21 protein-coding genes are annotated in these 24050 nt (G+C 60.0%); 17 read left to right on the top strand and 4 right to left on the bottom strand.

Going from position 1 to position 24050, the window contains the following annotated elements:
• Positions 1 to 2 precede the first annotated feature (2 nt).
• Genes WH299_RS09190 through WH299_RS09170 form a run of 5 tightly spaced genes read left to right on the top strand, consistent with a single transcriptional unit; the run spans position 3 to position 5275 of the window.
• Entirely contained in the window at positions 3 to 950 is a 948-nt protein-coding gene (locus WH299_RS09190) for an ABC transporter permease (protein ID WP_095015217.1), read from the top strand.
• Positions 947 to 1804 (top strand): ABC transporter permease, encoded by an 858-nt coding sequence (locus WH299_RS09185; protein ID WP_323624006.1) that lies wholly within the window; start codon positions 947 to 949, stop codon positions 1802 to 1804. The genes WH299_RS09190 and WH299_RS09185 overlap by 4 nt, the downstream gene beginning before the upstream one ends.
• Positions 1801 to 2757 (top strand): ABC transporter ATP-binding protein, encoded by a 957-nt coding sequence (locus tag WH299_RS09180; RefSeq protein ID WP_339550102.1) that lies wholly within the window; start codon positions 1801 to 1803, stop codon positions 2755 to 2757. Before WH299_RS09185 ends, WH299_RS09180 begins: the two co-directional genes overlap by 4 nt.
• On the top strand, positions 2754 to 3725 hold the full coding sequence (locus tag WH299_RS09175) for an ABC transporter ATP-binding protein (protein WP_123476268.1): 972 nt from the start codon (positions 2754 to 2756) through the stop codon (positions 3723 to 3725). Before WH299_RS09180 ends, WH299_RS09175 begins: the two co-directional genes overlap by 4 nt.
• Before the next feature lie 35 nt (positions 3726 to 3760).
• The gene (locus tag WH299_RS09170) at positions 3761 to 5275 is read left to right on the top strand and encodes an ABC transporter substrate-binding protein (RefSeq protein WP_028619464.1); all 1515 of its coding nucleotides are present in this window, start codon (positions 3761 to 3763) and stop codon (positions 5273 to 5275) included.
• A 130-nt stretch (positions 5276 to 5405) separates the two neighbouring features.
• Here WH299_RS09170 and WH299_RS09165 read toward each other — a convergent pair whose 3' ends face one another.
• The 4 genes from WH299_RS09165 to WH299_RS09150 all read right to left on the bottom strand — a co-directional run bounded on the left by WH299_RS09165 (position 5406) and on the right by WH299_RS09150 (position 8983).
• The gene (locus tag WH299_RS09165; RefSeq protein ID WP_339550101.1) at positions 5406 to 6146 is read right to left on the bottom strand and encodes a YciK family oxidoreductase; all 741 of its coding nucleotides are present in this window, start codon (positions 6144 to 6146) and stop codon (positions 5406 to 5408) included.
• Between the two features lie 66 nt (positions 6147 to 6212).
• A complete protein-coding gene (gene mupP, locus WH299_RS09160) occupies positions 6213 to 6884 on the bottom strand; it encodes an N-acetylmuramic acid 6-phosphate phosphatase MupP (protein WP_033902529.1) in 672 nt (223 codons plus the stop codon).
• Between the two features lie 4 nt (positions 6885 to 6888).
• Positions 6889 to 7587 carry a bifunctional 2-polyprenyl-6-hydroxyphenol methylase/3-demethylubiquinol 3-O-methyltransferase UbiG gene (ubiG, locus tag WH299_RS09155; RefSeq protein ID WP_003189760.1) on the bottom strand — a complete coding sequence of 233 codons (699 nt, stop codon included), beginning with the start codon at positions 7585 to 7587 and terminating at the stop codon, positions 6889 to 6891.
• A 64-nt stretch (positions 7588 to 7651) separates the two neighbouring features.
• Positions 7652 to 8983 carry a TRZ/ATZ family hydrolase gene (locus WH299_RS09150; protein WP_122725067.1) on the bottom strand — a complete coding sequence of 444 codons (1332 nt, stop codon included), beginning with the start codon at positions 8981 to 8983 and terminating at the stop codon, positions 7652 to 7654.
• Positions 8984 to 9091: 108 nt separating this feature from the next.
• Here WH299_RS09150 and mtnA point away from each other — a divergent pair, with 108 nt between their 5' ends.
• The 12 genes from mtnA (at position 9092) to WH299_RS09090 (ending at position 24048) form a co-directional block, all read left to right on the top strand.
• Entirely contained in the window at positions 9092 to 10168 is a 1077-nt protein-coding gene (gene mtnA / locus WH299_RS09145) for an S-methyl-5-thioribose-1-phosphate isomerase (protein ID WP_122725069.1), read from the top strand.
• 303 nt (positions 10169 to 10471) lie between these two features.
• Positions 10472 to 13126 carry a DNA gyrase subunit A gene (gene gyrA / locus WH299_RS09140; protein WP_005786294.1) on the top strand — a complete coding sequence of 885 codons (2655 nt, stop codon included), beginning with the start codon at positions 10472 to 10474 and terminating at the stop codon, positions 13124 to 13126.
• A 216-nt stretch (positions 13127 to 13342) separates the two neighbouring features.
• Positions 13343 to 14428 carry a 3-phosphoserine/phosphohydroxythreonine transaminase gene (serC, locus tag WH299_RS09135; RefSeq protein WP_339550100.1) on the top strand — a complete coding sequence of 362 codons (1086 nt, stop codon included), beginning with the start codon at positions 13343 to 13345 and terminating at the stop codon, positions 14426 to 14428.
• Complete coding sequence (gene pheA / locus WH299_RS09130) at positions 14428 to 15522, top strand: prephenate dehydratase (protein ID WP_003172650.1); 1095 nt, start codon at positions 14428 to 14430, stop codon at positions 15520 to 15522. The genes serC and pheA overlap by 1 nt, the downstream gene beginning before the upstream one ends.
• Before the next feature lie 9 nt (positions 15523 to 15531).
• Entirely contained in the window at positions 15532 to 16644 is a 1113-nt protein-coding gene (gene hisC / locus WH299_RS09125; protein ID WP_339550099.1) for a histidinol-phosphate transaminase, read from the top strand.
• Positions 16645 to 16672: 28 nt separating this feature from the next.
• Complete coding sequence (locus tag WH299_RS09120; protein ID WP_256656649.1) at positions 16673 to 18883, top strand: bifunctional prephenate dehydrogenase/3-phosphoshikimate 1-carboxyvinyltransferase; 2211 nt, start codon at positions 16673 to 16675, stop codon at positions 18881 to 18883.
• Positions 18880 to 19569, top strand: a complete 690-nt coding sequence (gene cmk / locus WH299_RS09115; protein WP_028619473.1) for a (d)CMP kinase — start codon at positions 18880 to 18882, stop codon at positions 19567 to 19569. The genes WH299_RS09120 and cmk overlap by 4 nt, the downstream gene beginning before the upstream one ends.
• A gap of 120 nt (positions 19570 to 19689) precedes the next feature.
• Positions 19690 to 21375, top strand: a complete 1686-nt coding sequence (gene rpsA, locus WH299_RS09110; RefSeq protein ID WP_339550098.1) for a 30S ribosomal protein S1 — start codon at positions 19690 to 19692, stop codon at positions 21373 to 21375.
• Between the two features lie 161 nt (positions 21376 to 21536).
• Positions 21537 to 21821, top strand: a complete 285-nt coding sequence (locus tag WH299_RS09105) for a hypothetical protein (RefSeq protein WP_122725077.1) — start codon at positions 21537 to 21539, stop codon at positions 21819 to 21821.
• Between the two features lie 132 nt (positions 21822 to 21953).
• Positions 21954 to 22250, top strand: a complete 297-nt coding sequence (gene ihfB, locus WH299_RS09100) for an integration host factor subunit beta (protein ID WP_003218804.1) — start codon at positions 21954 to 21956, stop codon at positions 22248 to 22250.
• A gap of 20 nt (positions 22251 to 22270) precedes the next feature.
• Positions 22271 to 22501 carry a lipopolysaccharide assembly protein LapA domain-containing protein gene (locus WH299_RS09095; RefSeq protein ID WP_122725079.1) on the top strand — a complete coding sequence of 77 codons (231 nt, stop codon included), beginning with the start codon at positions 22271 to 22273 and terminating at the stop codon, positions 22499 to 22501.
• 512 nt (positions 22502 to 23013) lie between these two features.
• Positions 23014 to 24048, top strand: a complete 1035-nt coding sequence (locus tag WH299_RS09090; RefSeq protein ID WP_016975325.1) for a polysaccharide biosynthesis protein — start codon at positions 23014 to 23016, stop codon at positions 24046 to 24048.
• Positions 24049 to 24050: the final 2 nt, after the last annotated feature.

The following is a 24050-nucleotide window of genomic DNA, read 5'->3' as shown; positions in this document are numbered from 1 at the left end:
GGATGAACCTGGCGCGCTACCGTTTTGTGCTGTCCCGGCCGCTGCAATTGCTGCCGGTGCTGTTTGGCATCAGCCTGATCACCTTTGTGCTGGTGCGCTCGATTCCCGGCGACCCGGCGCGCGCGCTGCTGGGCTCGCGCAGCACGCCGGACGCCTTGCTGAAGATCCGCGCCCAGTACGGCCTCGACCAGCCGTTGTGGCTGCAATATTTCTACTTCCTGAAAAACCTGCTCAAGGGCGACCTCGGCCAATCGCTGCTGTACAAGGTCGACGCCCTCAAGCTGATCGTCACGCGCATTGAACCCACTCTGGTGCTGGTGCTCGGCAGTGTGGTGCTGGCGTTGCTGATCGCGGTGCCGCTGGCGACGTTGGCTGCGCGCAACAAGGGCGGTTGGGCGGATAACCTGATCCGCGTGTTCACCACGGTCGGCCTGGGCATGCCGGCGTTCTGGCTGGGCTTGATGCTGATCCTGTTGCTGAGCGTGCAGTGGGGCTTGTTTCCCGTATCCGGTTACGGCCGCACCTGGCTGGACAAGGCGCATCACATGGTTTTGCCCTGCCTGACAATTGCCCTGGCGCTGTCGGCAGTGCTGGTGCGCAACCTGCGCGCGAGCATGCTGATGGAGTTGCAGGCCGACCACGTGACCGCCGCCCGGGCACGTGGGTTGTCGGAAGCCGCGGTGTTTCGCCGTCATGTGCTGCCCAATTCCCTGGTGCCGGCGGTCAACCTGCTGGCGGTGAACATCGGCTGGCTGATCAGCGGCACGGTGGTGATCGAAAGCCTGTTCGCCATCCCCGGCATCGGCCAACTGCTGGTGCGCGGGATCTTTACCCGCGATTACATGGTGGTGCAGGGCGTGGCCATGGTGCTGGCCTGCGCGACGGTGATCGTCAACTTCATCGCTGACGTCGTGACGGTGGCCCTTGACCCACGGGTGAAGATGCAATGAGCAGCCGCCCGTTGATTGCTCCTTGGCGCTTGCGCCTGCGCTTCGGCTTTCGCAATGGCCGACTGACGGCTGCGTGGGGCTTGTTGATTTTGCTGGCGTGGCTGGTGCTTGCGCTGTTCGCGCCGTGGATCGCGCCTTATGACCCGATTGCGCAGAACACGGATTTCAGCTTGCTCGGCCCCAGCATGGCTCATCCATTTGGTACGGATAATTACGGTCGGGACATCCTTTCGAGGGTGATCTGGGGGGCGCGCATTGACCTGCAACTGGCCGTCGTCGGAGTGATTTTCCCGTTCATGATCGGCACCTTCATCGGCGCGGTTTCCGGGTATATCGGCGGGCGCTTCGACAGTATCTGCATGCGAGTGATCGATGTGATCCTGGCATTCCCGTTCCTGGTGTTGATGCTGGCTATCATGGCCATTCTCGGTCCGGGCCTGAAGAGTTTCTACATCGCCATGGCGCTGGTGGGGTGGGTGTCCTACGCGCGACTGATCCGCTCGCAGATCCTGGTCCTCAAGGAAAGCGACTTTGCGCTGGCCGCCAAGAGCTTGGGCTTTGGCCATGGGCGGATTCTGTTCCGGCACCTGCTGCCCAATGCGATGTTCGGCTCCATCGTGTTTTCCATGTCAGACGCGGTGTTGGTGCTGCTCAACGGCGCCGCCGTGAGTTACCTGGGCCTGGGCGTGCAACCGCCGACCGCCGAGTGGGGCACGATGGTGGCCGAAGGGCAGGCCTTCATTACCACCGCTTGGTGGATCTGCACCTTTCCGGGGTTGGCCATCGTGACCTTGGCCATGGGTTTCAGCCTGCTCGCTGATGGCGTGGCGCAAGTGCTGGGGGATCGCTCATGAGCCTGTTGCAAGTGCGCGACCTCAGTGTGATCGCCAACAACGCCGGGCGTGATGTGACCCTGGTCGATCGCGTGTCCTTCGATTTGGCCGAAGGCGAAATCCTCGGCCTGGTCGGGGAAAGCGGCTCGGGCAAAACCATGGCCTGTCGCGGCCTGATGCGTTTATTGCCTTCCCCCAATTTGCGGGTTCACGGCGGTACTGTAAGGCTGGCTGGCCAGGATCTTCTGTCACTGGATGACGCCGGTATGCGTGCCGTGCGCGGCGGTCAGTTGGGCATGATCTTCCAGAACCCCAGCAGCCACCTCGACCCATTGATGCGCATCGGTGAGCAGATTGCCGAGGGTATTCGCCTGCACCAAGGCACCTCGAAAAAAGACGCGCGGCTGCAGGCCATCGACGTGCTGCGCCAAGTGGGCATCCCTGATCCCCAGGCGCGGGTCGACAACTACCCTCACGAGTTTTCCGGCGGCATGCGCCAGCGCGCGATGATCGCCGTCGCCCTGGGCTGCAACCCGAAAGTGCTGATCGCCGACGAACCCACCACCGCCCTGGATGTGACGGTGCAGGCGCAAATCCTGCGGTTGCTGCTGGACCTGCGTGATCAGCGCGGGCTGTCGATCATCATGATTACCCACGACTTGGGCGTGGTCGCGCAAACCTGCGACACCATCGCCGTGATGTACGCCGGGCGCCTGTGTGAGCACGGCAGCAAATACGAGCTGCTAGCCCACCCGCAACATCCCTACACCGCAGGCCTGATTGACTGCCAGCCCGCCCATAGCAGCGGCCACGCCTTGCTGCGCACGATTCCCGGACAACCGCCGTTGCTGGACGCATTGCCTGCCGGTTGCCGGTTCAACCCGCGTTGCCCGCAGGTCGGCGCCTTGTGCACCGAGGTGCTGCCGGAAGGCGCGCGAGTCGCCTGTCATTACCCGTTGGGAGTGCACCCATGAGTCTGTTGCAGATCAAGGACCTTGAGGTGAAGTTTGCCGCGTCCGGCACGGGTTTGTTCGGCTTGAACAAACAGTGGGTCAGGGCGGTGAACGGTGTGTCGCTGAACCTGGCGGCGGGTGAAACCCTGGGGTTGGTGGGCGAGTCCGGCAGCGGTAAAAGCACCTTGGGCCGCGCCATTTTGCACCTCAACCCGATCAGCGCCGGGCAGGTGTTGTTTGATGGCATCGACATGGCCCATGGCAGCACCATCGACATCACCCGCCTGCGCCATGAAACCGCAATGATCTTCCAGGACCCGTATGCCGCGCTGAACCCGCGCCACACTATCGGCGAAACCATTGCCGAAGTGCTGCGAGTGCAGCGCAAGGTCGCGCCGGAGCAGATCCCGGCGCGGGTGAATGAACTGCTCGACCTGGTCGGCCTGCGCCCCGAACTGGCCAGCCGCAAACCCGGCTCCCTCAGCGGCGGCCAGTGCCAGCGCGTTGGCATCGCCCGAGCGCTGGCGGTGGAGCCTCGACTGATCATCGCCGATGAGTGCGTGGCGGCGCTGGACGTTTCGATCCAGGGCCAGATCATCAACCTGTTGCTGGAACTGCAACAGCGCATGAACCTGGCGATCCTGTTCATCGCCCATGACCTGGCCATCGTGCGCCGCCTGTGTGACCGCGTGGCGGTGATGTACCTGGGCAAGATCGTCGAGGAAGGCCCGGTAGAAGCGGTCTTTACGGCGCCACGTCACCCATACACGGCGGCGTTGATCCAGGCGATTCCCGAGATCGATCCCCATCGGCCGTTGCCTACCGAACCCTTGCCGGGTGAACCGCCGAGCCCGCTGAATTTGCCTACAGGCTGTGCCTTTCACCCGCGTTGTCGGCATGCCCGAGCCTTGTGTTCCGTGGTGTTGCCGCCGACGCATTTCCTGCACGAGCATCGGTACAGTTGCGTGCTTGAAGAACCTTTGCTTTGACCCTTCCCTGCCATTCATGAACAAGGAGTTATGACATGCAATCGCGCCACTTGAAGTTGCTCGCCGCCGCCACACTGACCGCATGGTCTCTCACTGCCGGGTTGGCACACGCCGCCGGCGTCCTGACCATCGGCTGCCGTGAAGACAGCACCACGTTCGACCCGATCAAAAGCGCGCAAAACCGCGACACTTGGGTATTCGCCAACGTCTACGACACCCTGGTACGTGTCGACAACCTGGGCACCAAGATGGAGCCGGGCCTGGCCGAAAGCTGGGACATTTCCAAGGATGGCCTGACCTACACCTTCAAACTGCGTGATGCGAAGTTTTCTGATGGCTCCGCGATCACCGCTGACGATGCCGCGTTCAGCCTGTTGCGCATCCGCGACAACAAGGCTTCGCTGTGGGCTGATCCGTTCAACCTGATCAACACGGCCAAAGCGTCGGACCCGAAAACCCTGGTGGTCACCCTGAAGACCCCGGCGGTAGCCTTCCTCTCGCAATTGGCGTCGCCGACGGTGTCGATCCTGTCGGAAAAAGCCATGACCAAAATGGGCGAAGACGCCTACTCGGAAAACCCGGTGACTTCCGGCGCGTTTACCGTGGATGAGTGGCGCAAGGGTGATCGGGTGATTCTGAAGAAGAACCCGAACTTCTGGCAGGCCAAGAACGTGAGCCTGGATGGCGTGGAGTGGGTCTCCGTGACCGACGACAACACACGCATGCGCATGGTGCAGAACAACGAGCTGGACACGGCGATCTTCGTACCCTTCTCGCGGGTTGAAGAGCTGAAGAAAGACAAGAACGTGGTGATCCACGCCGACCCCTCCACCCGTGAAGATCACCTGCTGATCAACCACGATCACGGTCTGCTGGCCAAGCCGGAAGTGCGTCAGGCGCTGGACATGGCCATCGACAAACAATCGCTGGTGAAGACTGCCACTTACGGTCAAGGCACCGTGGCTTATTCCTACATTCCAAAGGGCTCGTTGTACCACTACGCCAACAACCTGCAACGCCCGTATGACCCGACCGCTGCGAAGAAGCTGCTGGAACAGGCCGGTGCCAAGGACTTGAAGCTCAACTACGTGGTCAACGCCGGCAACGAAGCCGACGAGCAGATTGCGGTGATCATCAAGGACCAATTGGCCAAGGTCGGCGTGACCGCCAACCTGCAAAAGGTCGACCCGACCCAGAGCTGGCAAATGCTGGTGGACGGTGAGTACGACATTTCGGTGATGTACTGGACCAACGACATCCTCGACCCGGACCAGAAGACCACCTTCGTGCTGGGCCATGACACCAACCAGAACTACATGACCCGTTACAAGAACGACAAGGTCAAGGCACTGGTGGCGCAAGCGCGCATCGAGGCGGACCCGGTCAAGCGTGAGCAGATGTATGTGGAACTGCAGAAGCTGGCGAAACAGGACGTAAACTGGATCGACTTGTACTACAGCCCGTACATCAACATCTCACGCAAGAACGTGAGCAACTTCCTGCAAAACCCGCTGGGCCGTTTCACCCTCGAAGAAGTGGTGAAGAACTAACCCACACCGCGATAAAAAATGTGGGAGGGGGCTTGCCCCCGATAGCGCTGGGACAGTCACTGTATCTGTTGACTGATCCACTGCAATCGGGGGCAAGCCCCCTCCCACATTTGGTTTTACAGTGTGCCTGTTATTGCGCGTCGAACGCCTGGCCGTTGATGCCGGTACTGTCCGGCCCCATCAGGTACAGGTACACCGGCATGATCTCTTCCGGAGCAGGCCGCTCCATCGGGTTTTCCCCTGGATACGCCTGGGCGCGCATGCTGGTGCGCGTGCCACCTGGGTTGATGCTGTTGGAGCGTACCGCTGCCACTTCCTCAAGCTCATCAGCCAAGGTTTGCATCAAGCCTTCGGTCGCAAACTTCGACACGCCATAAGCGCCCCAGTAAGCCCGACCCTTGCGCCCGACACTGCTGGAGGTGAACACCACCGACGCATCCTGGGACAATTTGAGCAGCGGCAACAGCGTGCTGGTCAACATGAACATCGCGTTGACGTTCACGTGCATCACCCGCATGAAATTCTCACCGGACAACTGCTCGATCGGCGTGCGTGGGCCGATGATCGAGGCGTTGTGCAGCAGGCCGTCGAGGTGGCCGAATTCCTTTTCGATCATCGCGGCCAGCTCATCGTATTGATGGGGCAGGGCGGTCTCCAGGTTGAACGGAATCACCACCGGTTGCGGCTGGCCGGCCGCTTCGATTTCGTCATACACCTGGGCCAGGTTGGCTTCGGTCTTGCCCAGCAACAGCACGGTGGCGCCATGGGCGGCGTAGGTTTTCGCCGCCGCCGCGCCGATCCCGCGACCGGCGCCGGTCACCAGGATCACCCGGCCTTTGAGCAGTTCTGGGCGTGCGGAGTAATCAAACATAAATAGCCTCGACAAAATTCAAGGTGGTACACCCTCTCACAAGGGCATCCATTTCCTACCGTGATCTCAGCAACTGCACAGTGCGTTATCCAGCACCTTGCGCAATTCCAGCGGGTGATCCACCACTACATCTGCGCCCCAATGGCGCGGATTGTCGTCCGGGTGGATGTAGCCGTAGGTGACCGCTGCAGTGCGCGTGCCGGCGTCGCGGCCGGACTCGATATCGCGCAGGTCGTCGCCCACAAACAGCACGCTGGCCGGGTCCAGGTCGAGCATCTTGCACGCCAGGATCATCGGCTCCGGGTCCGGCTTGCTGTTCTTCACATGGTCCGGGCAAATCAGCAGCGCCGAGCGCTCGGCCAGGCCCAGTTGCTGCATGATCGGTTCGGCAAAGCGCAGTGGCTTGTTGGTGACCACGCCCCAGACCAGCTTGGACTTCTCGATGTCCTCCAGCAGCTCGGCCATGCCGTCGAACAGTTTGCTGTGGACCGCGCACCCTTTGAGGTAGCGCTCGAGAAACTCTTGGCGCAGCTCCTCGAAGCCTGGGGATTCCGGGTCCATGGAAAAGGTCACGGCCACCATCGCCTTCGCACCGCCGGAAATTTCATCGCGGATGTGCTGAGGGTTGATCGGCGCCAGGTCGCGGTCGGCGCGCATGGCCTGGCAGATGGCGATAAAGTCCGGCGCGGTATCCAGCAGGGTACCGTCCATGTCGAAGAGAACCGCTCGCAACTTCACAGGCTCACTCCTCGCGCAGGGTCTGGATCATGTAGTTGACGTCAACGTCGTTGGCCAGCTTGTAGTGCTTGGTCAGCGGGTTGTAGGTCAGGCCGATGATGTCCTTGACGGTCAGCCCGGCCTGGCGGCTCCAGGCGCCCAGCTCGGACGGGCGGATGAATTTCTTGAAGTCATGGGTGCCGCGCGGCAGCAGCTTCATGATGTATTCGGCGCCGATGATCGCGAACAGGTAGGCCTTGGGGTTGCGGTTGATGGTGGAGAAGAACACCTGGCCGCCGGGCTTGACCATGCGGAAGCATGCGCGGATCACCGAGGACGGGTCCGGTACGTGTTCGAGCATTTCCAGGCAGGTCACCACGTCGAACTGCTCGGGCATCTCTTCGGCCAGGGCTTCGGCAGTGATCTGGCGGTATTCCACGCTCACGCCGGATTCCAGTTGGTGCAACTGGGCCACGGCCAAGGGCGCTTCGCCCATGTCGATGCCCATCACGGTCGCGCCGCGCTGGGCCATGGCTTCGCTGAGGATGCCGCCGCCGCAACCCACGTCCAACACCTTCTTGCCGGCCAGGTTGACGCGTTCGTCAATCCAGTTGACCCGCAGCGGGTTGATGTCGTGCAGCGGCTTGAACTCGCTCTCGCGGTCCCACCAGCGGTGGGCCAGGGCTTCAAATTTGGCGATTTCGGCGTGGTCGACGTTGCTCATGGTGAATCCTCTAAACCTGATAAATCGTTTGGTCAGTTCTGAACCCTGGGGTTCAAAACCTTCGTTATTCGCTGTGCCCGCTGATGCGTTGGCCCCAGGCGATGGCCGTGGCGGTCAACTGTTGTTCATCCATGCGGGTCAATTGCCGGTCGTCGAGCAACTGCTTGCCGGCGACCCAAAGGTGTTTCACACAATCGCGTCCGGTGGCATATATAAGCTGCGAGACCGGATCGTAGATCGGTTGTTGCGCCAGCCCCGACAGATCGAAGGCGACGATATCCGCCGCCTTGCCGACCTCCAGCGAGCCAATCTCGCTTTCCAGGCCCATGGCCCGTGCACCGTTGAGGGTGGCCATGCGCAGGGCGCGATGGGCATCCAGCGCGGTGGCCGAACCGGCGACAGCCTTGGCCAGCATCGCTGCGGTGCGGGTTTCGCCCAGCAGATCGAGGTCATTGTTGCTGGCGGCGCCATCGGTGCCGATGGCCACGTTCACGCCAGCCTGCCACAGCCGCTCCACCGGGCAAAAGCCGCTGGCCAGTTTCAGGTTGGATTCCGGGCAGTGAATGATGCTGGTGTTGCTTTCTACCAGCAAAGCCAGGTCATCCTCGCTGATTTGGGTCATATGAACGGCCTGGAAGCGCGGGCCCAGCAGCCCGAGGCGACCCAGGCGCGCTAATGGCCGTTCGCCAGTCTGCTCGACCGCTTGCTGCACTTCAAAGGCGGTTTCGTGAACATGCATGTGGATCGCGGCGTCCAGCTCTTCGGCGATCACCCGGATTTTCTCCAGGTTGTCATCGCACACGGTGTAGGGCGCGTGGGGGCCGAAGGTAATCTTGATGCGCGGGTGGTGCTTAAGGTCGCCGAATAGCTCGACGCCCTGGCGAATCGCCTCGTCGGGCGTGCTGGCGCCGGGGATCGGAAAGTCCAGGATCGGGATCGCAATCTGCGCTCGCATGCCACTGTTGTGCACGCAGTCACTGGCGACCTTGGGGTAGAAATACATGTCGGAGAAGCAAGTGATGCCGCCCTTGAGCTGTTCGGCGATGGCCAGGTCGGTGCCGTCGCGTACGAAGGCTTCGTCGACCCACTTGGCCTCGGCGGGCCAGATATGTTTTTCCAGCCAGGTCATCAGCGGCAGGTCGTCGGCCAGGCCCCGGAACAGGCTCATTGCCGCGTGCCCGTGGGCGTTGATCAGGCCGGGGCTGAGCAGCATGCCGGGCAGTTCGCGCACCTCGTTGGCCGAAAGCTTCAGCGCTGCGGCCCGTGGGCCGATAAACGCAATACGCCCGTCGCGGATGCCCAGACCGTGCTCCTTGAGCACCACGCCAGCGGGTTCGACCGGTACCAGCCAGGTTGGCAGCAACAATAAGTCGAGCGGGGCGGCAGTGGCAGTCATCGCAGGCTTCTTCCCAGGCAGCTATAAAAGAAGGGCGAAGTATACCCGAGCGTCCTGGCTGGCGGATCGCTATAATCGGCGGCTTTGTTTATGAGTGCGGAGTAAGGGATGCGCGATCGACTGTTGGCAGCGGAGAAAGTGAAGGCCATCGATTGGCGTGATGGCGCGCTGTTCCTGCTCGATCAGCGTGCCTTGCCGTCCCGGGAAAGCTGGGTGGCCTGCGTGACGGTCGATGAAGTGGCGGCCGCCATTCGTTCAATGGTGGTGCGCGGTGCGCCGGCCATTGGCATCAGTGCCGCCTATGGCTTAGTGCTGGCCGCCCGTGAGCGCATCGCCGAGGGTGGTGACTGGCAGGCCGCATGGGAAGAAGACTATGCACTGCTGGCCGATACCCGACCCACCGCGTCGAATCTGTTCTGGGCGTTGAAACGCATGCGCGACCGCCTGGACCGCGTCAAAAAACACGCCGATCCGCTGGCGGTGCTGGAGGCAGAAGCCATTGCCATCCATGAAAGTGATCGCGAAGCCAACCTCACCATGGCGCAGTTGGGTGTCGAGCTGATCCGCAAGCACCAGGGCAATGCCCAGGCCATCCTCACTCACGGCAACGCAGGCGCCCTGGCGACCGGCGGTGTCGGTACGGCGCTCGGGGTGATTCGTGCGGCCTATCTGGAAGGCATGGTCGAGCAGGTCTACGCCAATGAAACCCGGCCCTGGCTGCAAGGTTCGCGGCTGACCGCCTGGGAGCTGGCGGGCGAGGGCATCCCGGTGACGGTGAATGCCGATTCGGCTGGCGCGCACATCCTCAAGACCAAAGGCGTGACCTGGGTGATCGTCGGGGCCGATTGCATTGCCGCCAATGGCGATGTGATCAGCAAGATCGGCACCTACCAGTTGGCCGTGTGTGCAATGCACCACGGCGTGCGCTTCATGGTGGTGGCGCCGAGTTCGACCCTGGACCTGATGATGGCCACTGGCGATGATGTCGCCCTGGAAGAGCGCGATACCGGCGAGTTGCTGGAAGTCGCCGGCCGGCGTTTCGCAGCCGATGTGAGTGCCTACAATCCGGTGTTTGACGTGACTCCGGCCGACCTGATCGACGTGATCGTGACCGAAAAAGGCGTGGTCGAGCGGCCGGACACCGCCAAGCTGGCCAAGTTGATGTGCCGTAAGCGCCTGCATTAAGCCAATTTGCCTCCGGAAACGGGCTTGGATCCAGCTCTGAGCCCCTCTCGTCGCCCTCAAGCCTGTCATCCGTCAACTTACTATGCTCCATGCGCATCAGGGGGATAGGTGCGTGGCGGCGATTGTGATAACATCCGGCGGTTTCCAGGGTTACCCCGAGGGGTGGCCTATAACGTGCAGATCCGTGTCATAACTCGTTGATTTGTCGTAAGTCGTTGTCAGGCACTCTGCCGGCAGCGGCGAGCTTCGTTCGTCCCATATGGATGTGACGAGGTTTCACCCGAAAAAGGAATCAGGCTTCTCATGGGCGAACTGGCCAAAGAAATCCTCCCGGTCAATATCGAAGACGAGCTGAAACAGTCCTACCTCGACTACGCGATGAGCGTAATTGTCGGTCGGGCACTGCCTGATGCGCGCGATGGCTTGAAGCCCGTGCACCGGCGTGTGCTGTTCGCGATGAGCGAGCTGGGTAACGACTGGAACAAGCCGTACAAGAAATCTGCCCGTGTTGTCGGTGACGTGATCGGTAAGTATCACCCCCACGGCGACACTGCGGTGTACGACACCATCGTTCGGATGGCCCAGCCGTTTTCCCTGCGCTACCTGCTGGTAGACGGCCAGGGCAACTTCGGTTCGGTCGACGGCGACAACGCCGCGGCCATGCGATACACCGAAGTGCGCATGACCAAGCTGGCGCACGAGCTGCTGGCCGACCTGCATAAAGAAACCGTGGACTGGGTGCCGAACTACGACGGCACCGAAATGATCCCGGCGGTCATGCCGACCAAGATCCCCAACCTGCTGGTCAACGGTTCCAGCGGTATCGCCGTGGGCATGGCGACCAACATCCCGCCGCACAACCTCGGTGAAGTCATCGACGGTTGCCTGGCCCTCATCGACAACCCTGAGCTGACCGTCGATGAGCTGATGCAATACATCCCCGGTCCGGACTTCCCGACCGCCGCGATCATCAACGGCCGCGCCGGTATCATCGAAGCCTACCGCACCGGTCGCGGCCGCATTTACATGCGCGCCCGCTCGATGATCGAAGACATCGACAAAGTCGGTGGCCGTCAGCAGATCGTCATCACCGAACTCCCGTACCAGCTGAACAAAGCGCGTCTGATCGAGAAGATCGCCGAGCTGGTCAAAGAGAAGAAGCTCGAAGGCATCACCGAGCTGCGCGACGAGTCCGACAAAGACGGTATGCGCGTGGTGATCGAGCTGCGTCGTGGCGAAGTGCCTGAGGTGATCCTCAACAACCTCTACGCCCAGACCCAGTTGCAAAGCGTGTTTGGTATCAACGTGGTTGCACTGATCGACGGCCGCCCGCGCATCCTGAACCTCAAGGATCTGCTGGAAGCCTTCGTCCGCCACCGCCGCGAAGTGGTCACCCGCCGTACCGTGTTCGAACTGCGTAAGGCCCGCGAACGTGGGCACATCCTGGAAGGCCAGGCTGTGGCGTTGTCGAATATCGACCCGGTTATCGCCTTGATCAAGGCCTCGCCAACCCCGTCGGAAGCCAAGGAAGCGCTGATCAGCACGCCTTGGGAATCCAGCGCCGTGGTGGCCATGGTTGAACGTGCCGGCGCCGATTCGTGCCGTCCAGAGACCCTGGACCCGCAATACGGTCTGCGCGAAGGCAAGTACTTCCTGTCGCCAGAGCAAGCCCAGGCCATCCTGGAACTGCGCCTGCACCGCCTGACCGGCCTGGAGCACGAAAAGCTGCTGGCCGAGTACCAGGAGATTCTCAACCAGATCGGCGAGTTGATCCGCATCCTCAGCAGCGCCGTGCGCCTGATGGAAGTGATCCGCGAAGAACTGGAAGTGATCCGCGCCGAATACGGCGACGTGCGTCGCACCGAGATCCTTGATGCGCGCCTCGACCTGACCCTGGGTGACATGATCCCGGAAGAAGAGCGCGTGGTGACCATCTCCCACGGCGGTTATGCCAAGACCCAGCCATTGGCTGCGTACCAGGCCCAGCGTCGTGGCGGTAAAGGTAAATCGGCTACTGGCGTCAAAGATGAGGACTACATCGCTCACCTGCTGGTCGCCAACAGCCACACCACGCTCCTGCTGTTCTCCAGCAAGGGCAAGGTGTACTGGCTGAAAACCTACGAGATCCCGGAAGCGTCCCGCGCTGCCCGTGGTCGTCCGCTGGTCAACCTGCTGCCGCTGGACAGTGATGAGTACATCACCACCATGCTGCCGGTCGAGGAATACACCGAAGGTCACTTCATCTTCATGGCCACCGCCAAAGGCACCGTGAAGAAGACCCCGCTGGAATCCTTCAGCCGTCAGCGCAGTGTGGGCCTGATCGCCCTGGAGCTGGACGAGGGCGACGTACTGATCTCCGCTGCTATCACTGATGGCGAGCGTGAAGTCATGCTGTTCTCCGACGGCGGCAAGGTCACGCGCTTCAAGGAATCTGACGTTCGCGCCATGGGCCGTACCGCTCGTGGTGTGCGCGGCATGCGTCTGCCGGAAGGGCAGAAGCTGATTTCGATGCTGATCCCGGAAGAAGGCAGCCAGATCCTCACCGCTTCCGAGCGTGGTTATGGCAAGCGTACGGCCATCAGCGAGTTCCCGGAGTACAAGCGTGGCGGCCAGGGCGTGATCGCCATGGTCAGCAACGACCGCAACGGCCGTCTGGTCGGCGCGGTCCAGGTGCTCGACGGCGAGGAAATCATGCTGATTTCCGACCAGGGCACCCTGGTACGTACCCGTGTGGCCGAAGTGTCGAGCCTGGGCCGTAACACCCAGGGCGTGACCCTGATCAAGCTGGCCAAGGACGAAAAACTGGTCGGCCTGGAGCGTGTCCAGGAGCCGTCGGAAGTCGAAGGCGAGGAGCTGGAAGGTGAGGAGTTTGACGGCGAGGTGATCGCAGCCGGCGATGACAACGTCGACGAGCCAACCCTCGATGCTGCCGCAGACGAAGAAGAACCGCAGGAATAAGCGGACACACAGGGGGCGGATGAAGATTCGCCCCCTTGTTGTTTGTCCCCTTTGAAACATGTGGGAGCTGGCTTGCCTGCGATGGCATCACCACGGTATCACTGACGTACCGAGGCGCCTGTATCGCAGGCAAGCCAGCTCCCACAACGGTCCGCTCCGGAAACGGAGCGTTACCGAACATGATTGCAGCCCCACCAGATCAGAGTGAGATTGGATGTGAGCAAGAGAGCCTATAACTTCTGTGCCGGTCCCGCGGCGCTTCCTGAAGCAGTCCTGCAGCGCGCGCAGGGTGAACTCCTCGACTGGCATGGAAAAGGCCTCTCCGTGATGGAAATGAGCCATCGCAGCGATGAGTTCGTGTCCATCGCCACCAAGGCCGAGCAGGACCTGCGCGACTTGCTGGACATCCCATCCAACTACAAAGTGCTGTTCCTGCAGGGCGGCGCCAGCCAGCAGTTCGCCCAGATCCCGCTGAACCTGCTGCCGGAAGACGGCACGGCTGACTATATCGACACGGGCATCTGGGGCCAGAAGGCCATTGAAGAGGCTTCCCGTTACGGTCACGTGAATGTCGCGGGTACCGCCAAGCCGTACGACTACTTCGGCATTCCCGGTCAGAACGAGTGGAAGCTGTCGAAGGATGCTGCCTACGTTCACTACGTTGCCAACGAAACCATCGGCGGCCTGGAGTTTGACTGGGTGCCGGAAGTGGGTGACGTGCCGCTGGTGTGCGACATGTCCTCGGACATCCTCTCGCGCCCTATCGATGTGTCCAAGTACGGCATGATCTACGCCGGCGCGCAGAAGAACATCGGTCCGAGCGGCATCCTGGTCAACATCATCCGTGAAGATCTGCTCGGTCGCGCCCGTTCGCTGTGCCCGACCATGCTCAACTACAAGGTCGCGGCCGATAACGGCTCGATGTACAACACCCCGCCTGCGTTCGCCTGGTACCTGTCCGGCCTGGTCTTCGAGTGGCTGAAGGAGCAGGGCGGTGTCGCCGCCATGGGCAAGCTGAACGAAGAGAAGAAGCGCACCCTGTACGACTTCATCGACGCCAGCGGCCTGTACAGCAACCCGATCAACCTGACTGACCGCTCGTGGATGAACGTGCCGTTCCGCCTGGCTGACGACCGTCTGGACAAGCCATTCCTGGCCGGTGCCGACGAGCGTGGCCTGCTGAACCTCAAGGGGCACCGATCGGTCGGTGGCATGCGCGCCTCCATCTACAACGCTGTCGACATCAACGCCATCAACGCGCTGGTTGCCTACATGGCAGAGTTCGAAAAGGAACACGGCTAATGTCTGAGCAAGAACTCAAGGCCCTGCGCGTACGCATTGACAGCCTGGACGAGAAAGTCCTGGAACTGATCAGCGAGCGCGCGCGGTGCGCCCAGGAAGTGGCACGGGTGAAGATGGCGTCCCTGGCTGAAGGCGAAGTGCCGGTGTTCTACCGTCCGGAGCGTGAAGCCCAGGTGCTCAAGCGTGTCATGGAGCGCAATAAAGGCCCGCTGGGCAACGAAGAGATGGCGCGGTTGTTCCGTGAAATCATGTCTTCTTGCCTGGCCCTGGAGCAGCCGCTGAAAGTGGCTTACCTCGGTCCTGAGGGTACTTTCACCCAGGCGGCGGCCATGAAGCACTTCGGCCACGCGGTGATCAGCAAGCCAATGGCGGCGATCGACGAAGTGTTCCGTGAAGTGGCGGCCGGTGCGGTGAACTTTGGCGTGGTGCCGGTGGAAAACTCCACCGAAGGCGCGGTCAACCACACGCTGGACAGCTTCCTCGAACATGACATGGTGATCTGCGGCGAAGTCGAGCTGCGTATCCACCATCACCTGTTGGTGGGCGAGAACACCAAGACCGACAGCATCAGCCGTATCTACTCCCACGCCCAGTCCCTGGCTCAGTGCCGCAAGTGGCTGGACGCGCATTACCCGAATGTTGAGCGCGTGGCGGTGTCCAGCAATGCCGAGGCGGCCAAGCGGGTCAAGGGTGAGTGGAACTCGGCGGCCATCGCCGGTGATATGGCAGCGGGCCTGTATGGCCTGACGCGCCTGGCCGAGAAAATCGAGGATCGCCCGGACAACTCCACGCGTTTCCTGATGATCGGCAGCCAGGAAGTGCCGCCAACGGGCGACGACAAGACGTCCATCATCGTCTCCATGAGCAACAAGCCCGGCGCGCTGCATGAGCTGCTGGTGCCGTTCCACGACAACGGGATTGACCTGACGCGCATCGAGACTCGTCCTTCGCGCAGCGGTAAATGGACTTACGTGTTCTTTATCGACTTCATCGGCCACCACCGCGACCCGCTGGTCAAAGGTGTGCTGGAGAAAATCAGTCAGGAGGCTGTGGCACTCAAAGTGCTGGGCTCTTACCCGAAAGCGGTTTTGTGAGGCTTTAACATGAGTGGCAACTTCCTCGCCCTGGCTCAGCCGGGCGTGCAACAACTGTCGCCTTACGTTCCGGGCAAGCCTGTGGACGAGTTGGCGCGTGAGTTGAACCTGGATCCGGCGAACATCGTCAAGCTGGCCAGCAACGAAAACCCGCTGGGCCCGAGCCCTAAAGTGTTGGCGGCGATTCGTGAAGAGCTGGCTGAACTGACCCGCTACCCCGATGGCAACGGTTTTGCCCTCAAGTCGCTGTTGGCGCAAACGTGCCGGGTCGAGTTGAACCAGGTCACCCTGGGCAATGGCTCCAACGACATTCTTGAGCTGGTGGGTCGTGCGTACCTGGCCCCAGGCTTGAATGCGGTGTTCAGCGAGCACGCGTTTGCGGTCTATCCGATCGTGACCCAGGCGGTCGGTGCTGATGCGCGCGTTGTTCCTGCGAAGGATTGGGGGCACGACCTGCCAGCGATGCTGGCGGCGATCGACGCCCAGACCCGCGTGGTGTTTATCGCCAACCCGAACAACCCGACCGGCACCTGGTTCGACGCGCAAGCGCTGAATGACTTCCTGCAAGACGTGCCGGAACACGTGCTGGTTGTGCTGGACGAGGCCTACATCGAATACGCCGAAGGCAGTGATTTGCCGAACGGCCTGGATTACCTGGCGGCGTACCCGAACCTGCTGGTCTCGCGTACGTTCTCCAAGGCGTATGGCCTGGCGTCGCTGCGGGTCGGCTATGGCCTGTCCACCGCTGTAGTTGCCGATGTGCTGAACCGTGTGCGCCAGCCGTTCAACGTCAACAGCCTCGCCCTGGCGGCGGCCTGTGCGGCGGTGAAGGATGCCGAGTACCTGGAAGAAGGTCGTCGCATCAACGAAAGCGGCATGTTGCAACTGCAGGAAGGCTTTCGTGAGTTGGGCCTGGGTTGGATTCCGTCCAAGGGCAACTTCATTTGTGTCGACCTCGGCCAAGTAGCTGCGCCGGTGTTCCAGGGCCTGTTGCGCGAAGGCGTGATCGTGCGTCCTACCGCCAACTACGGCATGCCGAACCACCTGCGCATCACCATCGGCCTGCCGGCAGAAAACGCCCGCTTCCTGGAGGCGCTGGCCAAGGTTCTGGCCCGTGGTTGATGTCACTGCATTGCAACCTGCTGTGCCTATGATCGGTCGCCTGGTGGTGGTCGGTCTGGGATTGATCGGCGGCTCCTTCGCCAAGGGCCTGCGTGAAAGCGGGCTGTGTGGCGAAGTGGTCGGTGTGGACCTGGACCCGCAATCGCGCAAGTTGGCGGTTGAGTTGGGCGTGGTGGATCGCTGTGAGGCGGACCTGGCGCTCGCGTGCCAGGGCGCAGACGTGATCCAGTTGGCCGTGCCGATCCTGGCCATGGAGAAATTGCTCGCCGTACTGGCGGGCATGGACCTGGGCCAGGCGATCCTGACGGACGTCGGCAGTGCCAAAGGCAATGTGGTGCGCGCGGCGCAACGGGCCTTTGGTGGTATGCCGGCGCGTTTTGTGCCGGGGCATCCGATTGCCGGCTCCGAGCAGAGCGGGGTGGAGGCGTCCAATGCGCAGTTGTTCCGTCGCCATAAAGTCATCCTGACGCCGCTGGAGCAAACCGATCCGGCTGCATTGGCGGTGGTGGATCGTTTGTGGCGTGAGTTGGGCGCGGATGTCGAGCATATGCAGGTCGAGCGTCATGACGAAGTGCTGGCCGCGACCAGTCATCTGCCGCATTTGCTCGCATTCGGCCTGGTGGACTCCTTGGCCAAACGCAACGAAAACCTCGAGATTTTCCGATACGCCGCCGGTGGCTTCCGTGATTTCACGCGGATTGCCGGCAGCGACCCGGTGATGTGGCACGACATCTTCCTCGCCAATCGCGAAGCGGTGTTGCGCACCCTGGACACCTTCCGCAGCGACCTCGACGCCTTGCGCGACGCGGTTGATGCCGGAGATGGCCATCAATTATTGGGCGTGTTCACCCGTGCGCGGGTGGCGCGTGAGCATTTCAGCAAGATCCTGGCGCGCCGGGCCTACATGGAAACCGCAGTGAACGCTGATGAGTTGACCTTCCTCGCCGAACCGGGTGGCCGCTTGAGCGGGCGTATTCGGGTGCCGGGCGACAAGTCAATCTCCCATCGTTCGATCATGCTGGGTTCGTTGGCTGAGGGTGTGACTGAGGTCGAAGGTTTCCTTGAAGGTGAAGATGCCCTGGCGACCTTGCAGGCATTTCGCGACATGGGCGTGGTGATTGAGGGCCCGCACCATGGGCGCGTGACCATTCATGGCGTAGGGCTGCATGGCCTGAGACCGGCGCCGGGGCCGATTTACCTGGGTAACTCCGGCACTTCCATGCGGCTGCTGTCGGGTTTGCTGGCAGCGCAGAGTTTCGACAGTGTGCTGACTGGCGATGCGTCCCTGTCCAAGCGCCCGATGAATCGCGTAGCCAAGCCCCTACGGGAAATGGGTGCAGTGATCGAGACCGGGCCAGAAGGGCGTCCGCCGCTGACCATTCGTGGTGGCCAGTCGTTGAAAGGCCTGGCTTACGCGATGCCGATGGCCAGTGCCCAGGTCAAATCCTGCCTATTGCTGGCCGGGTTGTACGCTGAAGGCAAAACCGCGGTGACCGAGCCTGCGCCGACCCGCGACCATACCGAGCGCATGTTGCGCGGCTTTGGCTATCCGGTGGCGGTGGAGGGCGCGACGGCATCGCTGGAGTCCGGTCATGCGCTGACGGCTGCCCATATAGAAGTGCCGGGGGATATTTCTTCTTCAGCGTTCTTTCTGGTGGCGGCTTCGATTGCCGAGGGTTCTGAGTTGCTGCTGGAGCATGTGGGTGTCAATCCGACGCGTACCGGCGTGATCGATATCCTGCGGCTGATGGGCGCGGATATCACCCTGGAAAACCAGCGTGAGGTGGGTGGAGAGCCTGTCGCGGATCTGCGCGTAAGAGCGGCAGCGTTGAAGGGAATCGAGATTCCTGAAGCGTTGGTGCCGTTGGCGATCGATGAGTTTCCAGTGTTGTTCGTCGCCGCGGCCTGTGCCGAGGGACGAACGGTGTTGCGTGGCGCTTCAGAGCTACGGGTGAAGGAGTCCGACCGTATCCAGGTCATGGCCGACGGTCTGTTGGCGCTGGGCGTTAAGTGTGAACCGACCCCTGATGGGATTATCATTGAGGGTGGCCTGATGGGCGGTGGTGAAGTGCATGCCCATGGCGATCACCGGATTGCCATGGCATTCAGCGTGGCTTCCCTACGGGCGGCGGCGCCGATTCGTATCCGTGACTGCGCCAATGTTGCTACGTCTTTTCCGAATTTTCTTACACTGTGTGCCCACGTCGGCATCCGTGTTGCCCAAGAGGCTCAATTGTGAATATCAAAGCACCGGTGATTACCATCGACGGGCCAAGCGGCTCGGGCAAAGGCACGATCGCCGGCATCCTGGCCAAGCGCCTGGGCTGGTGCCTGCTGGATTCTGGCGCGCTGTACCGCCTGCTGGCGTTCGCCGCACGCAACCATGGCGTCGACCTGACCAACGAAGAATCCCTGAAGCTGCTGGCGGCGCACCTTGATGTGCAGTTCGTCGGCGCGACGGAAGGTCATCCCCAGCGCATCATCCTTGAAGGGGACGATGTGACAGATGACCTGCGCAACGAGCAGGTCGGCTCCTGGGCGTCCCAGGTTGCCGCGCTGCCGGCCGTACGTGATGCGCTGCTGCAGCGTCAGCGGGCTTTTCAAGAGCCGCCGGGCCTGGTGGCCGATGGCCGTGATATGGGAACCGTGGTGTTTCCCGAGGCGCCGTTGAAGATTTTCCTGACCGCCAGCGCCGAGGAGCGGGCTCGCCGCCGCTACTTGCAGTTGAAGGGCAAAGTCGATGGTGTTAGTCTGTCGAGTCTGCTAGATGAGATCCGTGCACGCGATGAGCGTGATACCCAGCGCGCAGTAGCCCCGCTCAAACCGGCGGCTGATGCCATACAGCTGGATTCCACGGAGTTGTCCATCGAGCAGGTGCTGGAACGCATCTTGAGTGAAATCGCCATTCGCGATATCACCGGGTGATCAAGAAGGCCGCAGGGGACCAGTCATAGTCCTGCGGTGGCTTCTTTTAACTGAAACTGACCCACACCGTCTGGGGTGTGGAGATGGGCGTATTCTTCGCCCTTATCAACAGGAATTAAAATGAGCGAAAGCTTTGCGGAACTCTTTGAAGAAAGCCTAAAAACCCTGAACCTTCAGGCAGGCTCCATCATCACCGGTGTTATCGTTGATATCGATTACCAAGCTCGCTGGGTAACCGTTCACGCTGGTCTGAAGTCTGAAGCTCTGATCCCGCTGGAACAGTTCTACAACGATGCTGGTGATCTGACAATCAATGTCGGTGACGAAGTTCACGTTGCTCTGGACTCGGTTGAAGACGGTTTCGGTGAAACCAAGCTGTCCCGTGAAAAAGCCAAGCGCGCTGAATGCTGGATTGTTCTCGAAGCAGCCTTCGCAGCTGAAGAAGTGGTCAAGGGCGTTATCAACGGTAAGGTTAAAGGCGGCTTCACTGTCGACGTTAACGGCATCCGTGCGTTCCTGCCAGGTTCTTTGGTCGACGTTCGTCCTGTGCGCGACACCACGCACCTGGAAGGCAAAGAACTCGAATTCAAGGTCATCAAGCTCGACCAGAAGCGCAACAACGTTGTCGTTTCCCGTCGCAGCGTCCTGGAAGCAGAGAACTCCGCCGAGCGTGAAGCTCTGCTGGAATCCCTGCAGGAAGGCCAACAAGTCAAAGGTATCGTCAAAAACCTCACCGACTACGGCGCATTCGTCGACCTGGGTGGCGTGGATGGCCTGCTGCACATTACCGACATGGCTTGGAAGCGTATCAAGCATCCTTCCGAAATCGTCAACGTTGGCGACGAGATCGATGTCAAGGTTCTGAAATACGATCGCGAGCGCAACCGTGTTTCCCTGGGCCTGAAGCAACTGGGTGAAGATCCATGGGTTGCTATCAAAGCCCGTTACCCAGAAAGCACTCGCGTTACCGCGCGTGTTACCAACCTGACCGACTACGGCTGCTTCGCTGAGCTGGAAGAAGGCGTGGAAGGCCTGGTGCACGTTTCCGAAATGGACTGGACCAACAAAAACATCCACCCTTCGAAAGTCGTACAAGTCGGCGACGAAGTGGAAGTTATGGTTCTGGACATCGACGAAGAGCGTCGTCGTATCTCCCTGGGCATCAAGCAGTGCAAATCTAACCCATGGGAAGATTTCTCTGGCCAGTTCAACAAGGGCGATAAAATCTCCGGCACCATCAAGTCGATCACCGATTTCGGTATCTTCATTGGTCTGGACGGCGGCATCGACGGCCTGGTTCACCTGTCCGACATCTCCTGGAACGAAGTGGGCGAAGAAGCTGTTCGTCGTTTCAAGAAGGGCGACGAGCTGGACACCGTTATCCTGTCGGTTGACCCAGAGCGCGAGCGTATCTCCCTGGGTATCAAGCAACTGGAAAGCGATCCGTTCTCCGAGTACGTTCAAGAGAACGACAAAGGCGCAATCGTTAAAGGCACTGTGAAAGAAGTTGACGCCAAAGGCGCCATCATCGTTCTGGCCGACGATATCGAAGCGACTCTGAAAGCCTCCGAAATCAGCCGTGACCGCGTTGAAGATGCGCGTAACGTTCTGAAAGAAGGCCAGGAAGTAGAAGCCAAGATCATCAGCGTTGATCGCAAGAGCCGCGTAATCCAACTCTCCATCAAGTCGAAAGACGAAGTTGAAGAGAAAGAAGCTATTCAGAGCCTGAAATCTGCTCCGGAAGCTGCACAAGGCGAGACCACCATGGCCTCCCTGCTGCGCGAAGCAATGGCTAAACAGAGCTAAGTTCTGTAAAGCTGTAGAAAGGGCGACTTCGGTCGCCCTTTTTTGTGCTTGAAATTCGTTGAATCAACAACCTAGAACCAAGGCGTTCAGCTCAGTGTCAGAACTAGCTATAGTCTTAAGAAAAAAGCGGTTCCCGTGTTGTAGCTTCAGTAAGGATTTGAATGATCAGGCTTATCGTAGTACTCGCCGTGGTAATGCTCGCAGGCTGCTCCGCTACCAGCGCCAAGACCCATGCCAAGCGCGGCGTCAGTGGCATCGAGATCGACTGCTCAGGGCTTGGCAACAACTGGCAGAAGTGCGAGAAGCGCGCCACTCGAGAGTGCAAGATGCAAGGCTACAAGGTCATCACCAGGTCCAGTGATGCCCAGGATGAAGAGGGTGACTCTCTCTTTGGCTGGAACCCTGCCGGCGCAGTGACGCGGACGATGCTGGTGATCTGCAATTGAACGAATAGCACCTTCAATGCGGGGGGGTATTCAACCAGCAGATAAGTTTATGCATGGGCTGTTCAAATTCATCAAGTCATGCTAAAACCTTCGGAGCGCTTTTCCTAGCTGCTTGAAAAAGAAGGGAAAAATATGACGAAGTCGGAGTTGATCGAACGAATTGTCACCCATCAAGGGCTGCTCTCATCCAAGGATGTCGAGCTGGCTATCAAGACCATGCTTGAGCAAATGTCCCAATGCCTGGCGACCGGGGATCGCATTGAGATCCGTGGGTTTGGGAGCTTTTCCCTTCACTATCGCGCGCCGCGTGTGGGCCGTAATCCGAAAACCGGCCAGTCCGTCAGTCTTGACGGCAAGTTCGTACCTCACTTCAAGCCGGGTAAGGAATTGCGTGATCGTGTGAACGAAGACGAGGAAGAAGGCGTCTGATCGACTTTCAGGAGAATGTTATGTCTAGACTTGCGCGCTTTGCATCGATTGTATCTGTTTTGTTCTTCGCGCTCGTTGTCGTTTTTTTTGTGCTCGAGAATCAGCAAGGTGCGACACTGTCGTTTTTCGGCTGGTCCACGGTTGAGCTACCTGTTTCAGTTTTCACCTTACTGGCGTTACTCGTGGGAATGATTGTTGGGCCTGCACTAGGTGTGGTGCTTGGCCGTAAGAGAATACGTCAGAAGGCCTGATCGATATGTGCTTGGGGGTTGCCGTAGTCTTATGCTTGAACCATGCGGCATTTTATCCTCTCGGCAAGCGCAGCCTGACATAAGGGCGAGCTAGTCCTCCTATTTTAAGGTGGGGGGGGGTTACTGCTCTGATGAAGTCGTTTAGCGTTTATCCGTATGAAATCTTCCGTCATGTCACATCAATAACCAGTCAGCGTTAATCTCCCTAGGGTGTCGAGTCTGGTGCCCATCCTCTCATTGCCGTTTGGGCATGTTCTCACGCATCCGTGTTCGCTTTTGACTTTAAGGATGCAGGCCTTAAAATAGCCACCAATTTCCATACCCTTCATCTTTAACTGCACCACACCAAGCTTATTTTTCGGGCTGTTTGCTAACGAGCTTCGACGTTTTCCTTGAACCTCTTCACCGTTGAGCATTCCGGGGCGGCAGATTGGCTTTGTTGTTCTGCAGGCATTGAGGTGAGTGGCCGACTAGAAGCTTGTCGTGATGTGCGCGTTGCTTTAGGACTTACTATGTTCAGCGGAAAAACGCTTCTAATCACCGGTGGCACCGGTTCATTCGGCAACGCCGTCCTCAAGCGTTTCCTCGACAGTGGTATCGCAGAAATCCGCATCTTCAGTCGCGACGAGAAGAAGCAGGACGACATGCGTAAGCGTTATGCCGACACCAAGCTGAAGTTTTACATAGGTGATGTGCGCGACTACCAGAGCGTTCTCAATGCCACTCGCGGCGTGGATTACATTTTTCACGCTGCTGCTCTGAAGCAGGTGCCTTCCTGTGAGTTTCATCCCATGGAGGCGGTCAAGACCAACGTTATTGGCACTGAGAATGTCCTGGAAGCCGCGATCCAGAATTCGGTCAAGCGAGTGGTTTGCCTGAGCACCGACAAGGCTGTCTACCCGATCAATGCCATGGGTATCTCCAAGGCAATGATGGAAAAAGTCATGGTTGCCAAATCCCGTAACGTGGATGATGCAAAGACGGTTATCTGCGGTACTCGCTACGGTAACGTCATGGCTTCACGAGGTTCTGTGATTCCTCTGTTCATCGAACAGATTCGTGCAGGTCAGGCATTGACGTTGACTGATCCGAGCATGACGCGCTTCATGATGACGCTGTCGGACGCCGTGGACTTGGTGTTGTATGCTTTCGAGCACGGCTGCAACGGTGATCTTTTTGTTCAGAAGGCACCAGCGGCGACAGTTGAAACCCTGGCCAAGGCTTTGACCGCAATGGTCGGTAAGCCTGAGCATCCTATCCAGGTCATCGGTACTCGTCATGGCGAAAAGCTGTTTGAAGCGCTGCTGAGCCGTGAAGAAATGGCTTGCGCTGAAGACAGGGGCGATTACTACCGCATTCCGCCCGACCTACGTGACTTGAACTACTCAAAATTTGTAGAGCAGGGCGAAGAAAAAATCTCTCGCACAGAAGACTACAACTCTCATAACACTGAGCGGTTGGATGTGGCCGGCATGCAACGGCTGCTGCTCAAACTCGAGTTCATGAAGGCAATCCAGCGTGGCGAACTCGCTACGCCGGAGGAGTGAGT

This window comes from Pseudomonas sp. MYb541 (assembly GCF_037479595.1).
GTDB classification, from domain to species: Bacteria; Pseudomonadota; Gammaproteobacteria; order Pseudomonadales; family Pseudomonadaceae; genus Aquipseudomonas; species Aquipseudomonas canadensis.
Note: the sequence above shows the minus strand (reverse complement) of the source record. Positions and strands in the feature narration are given on the sequence as shown.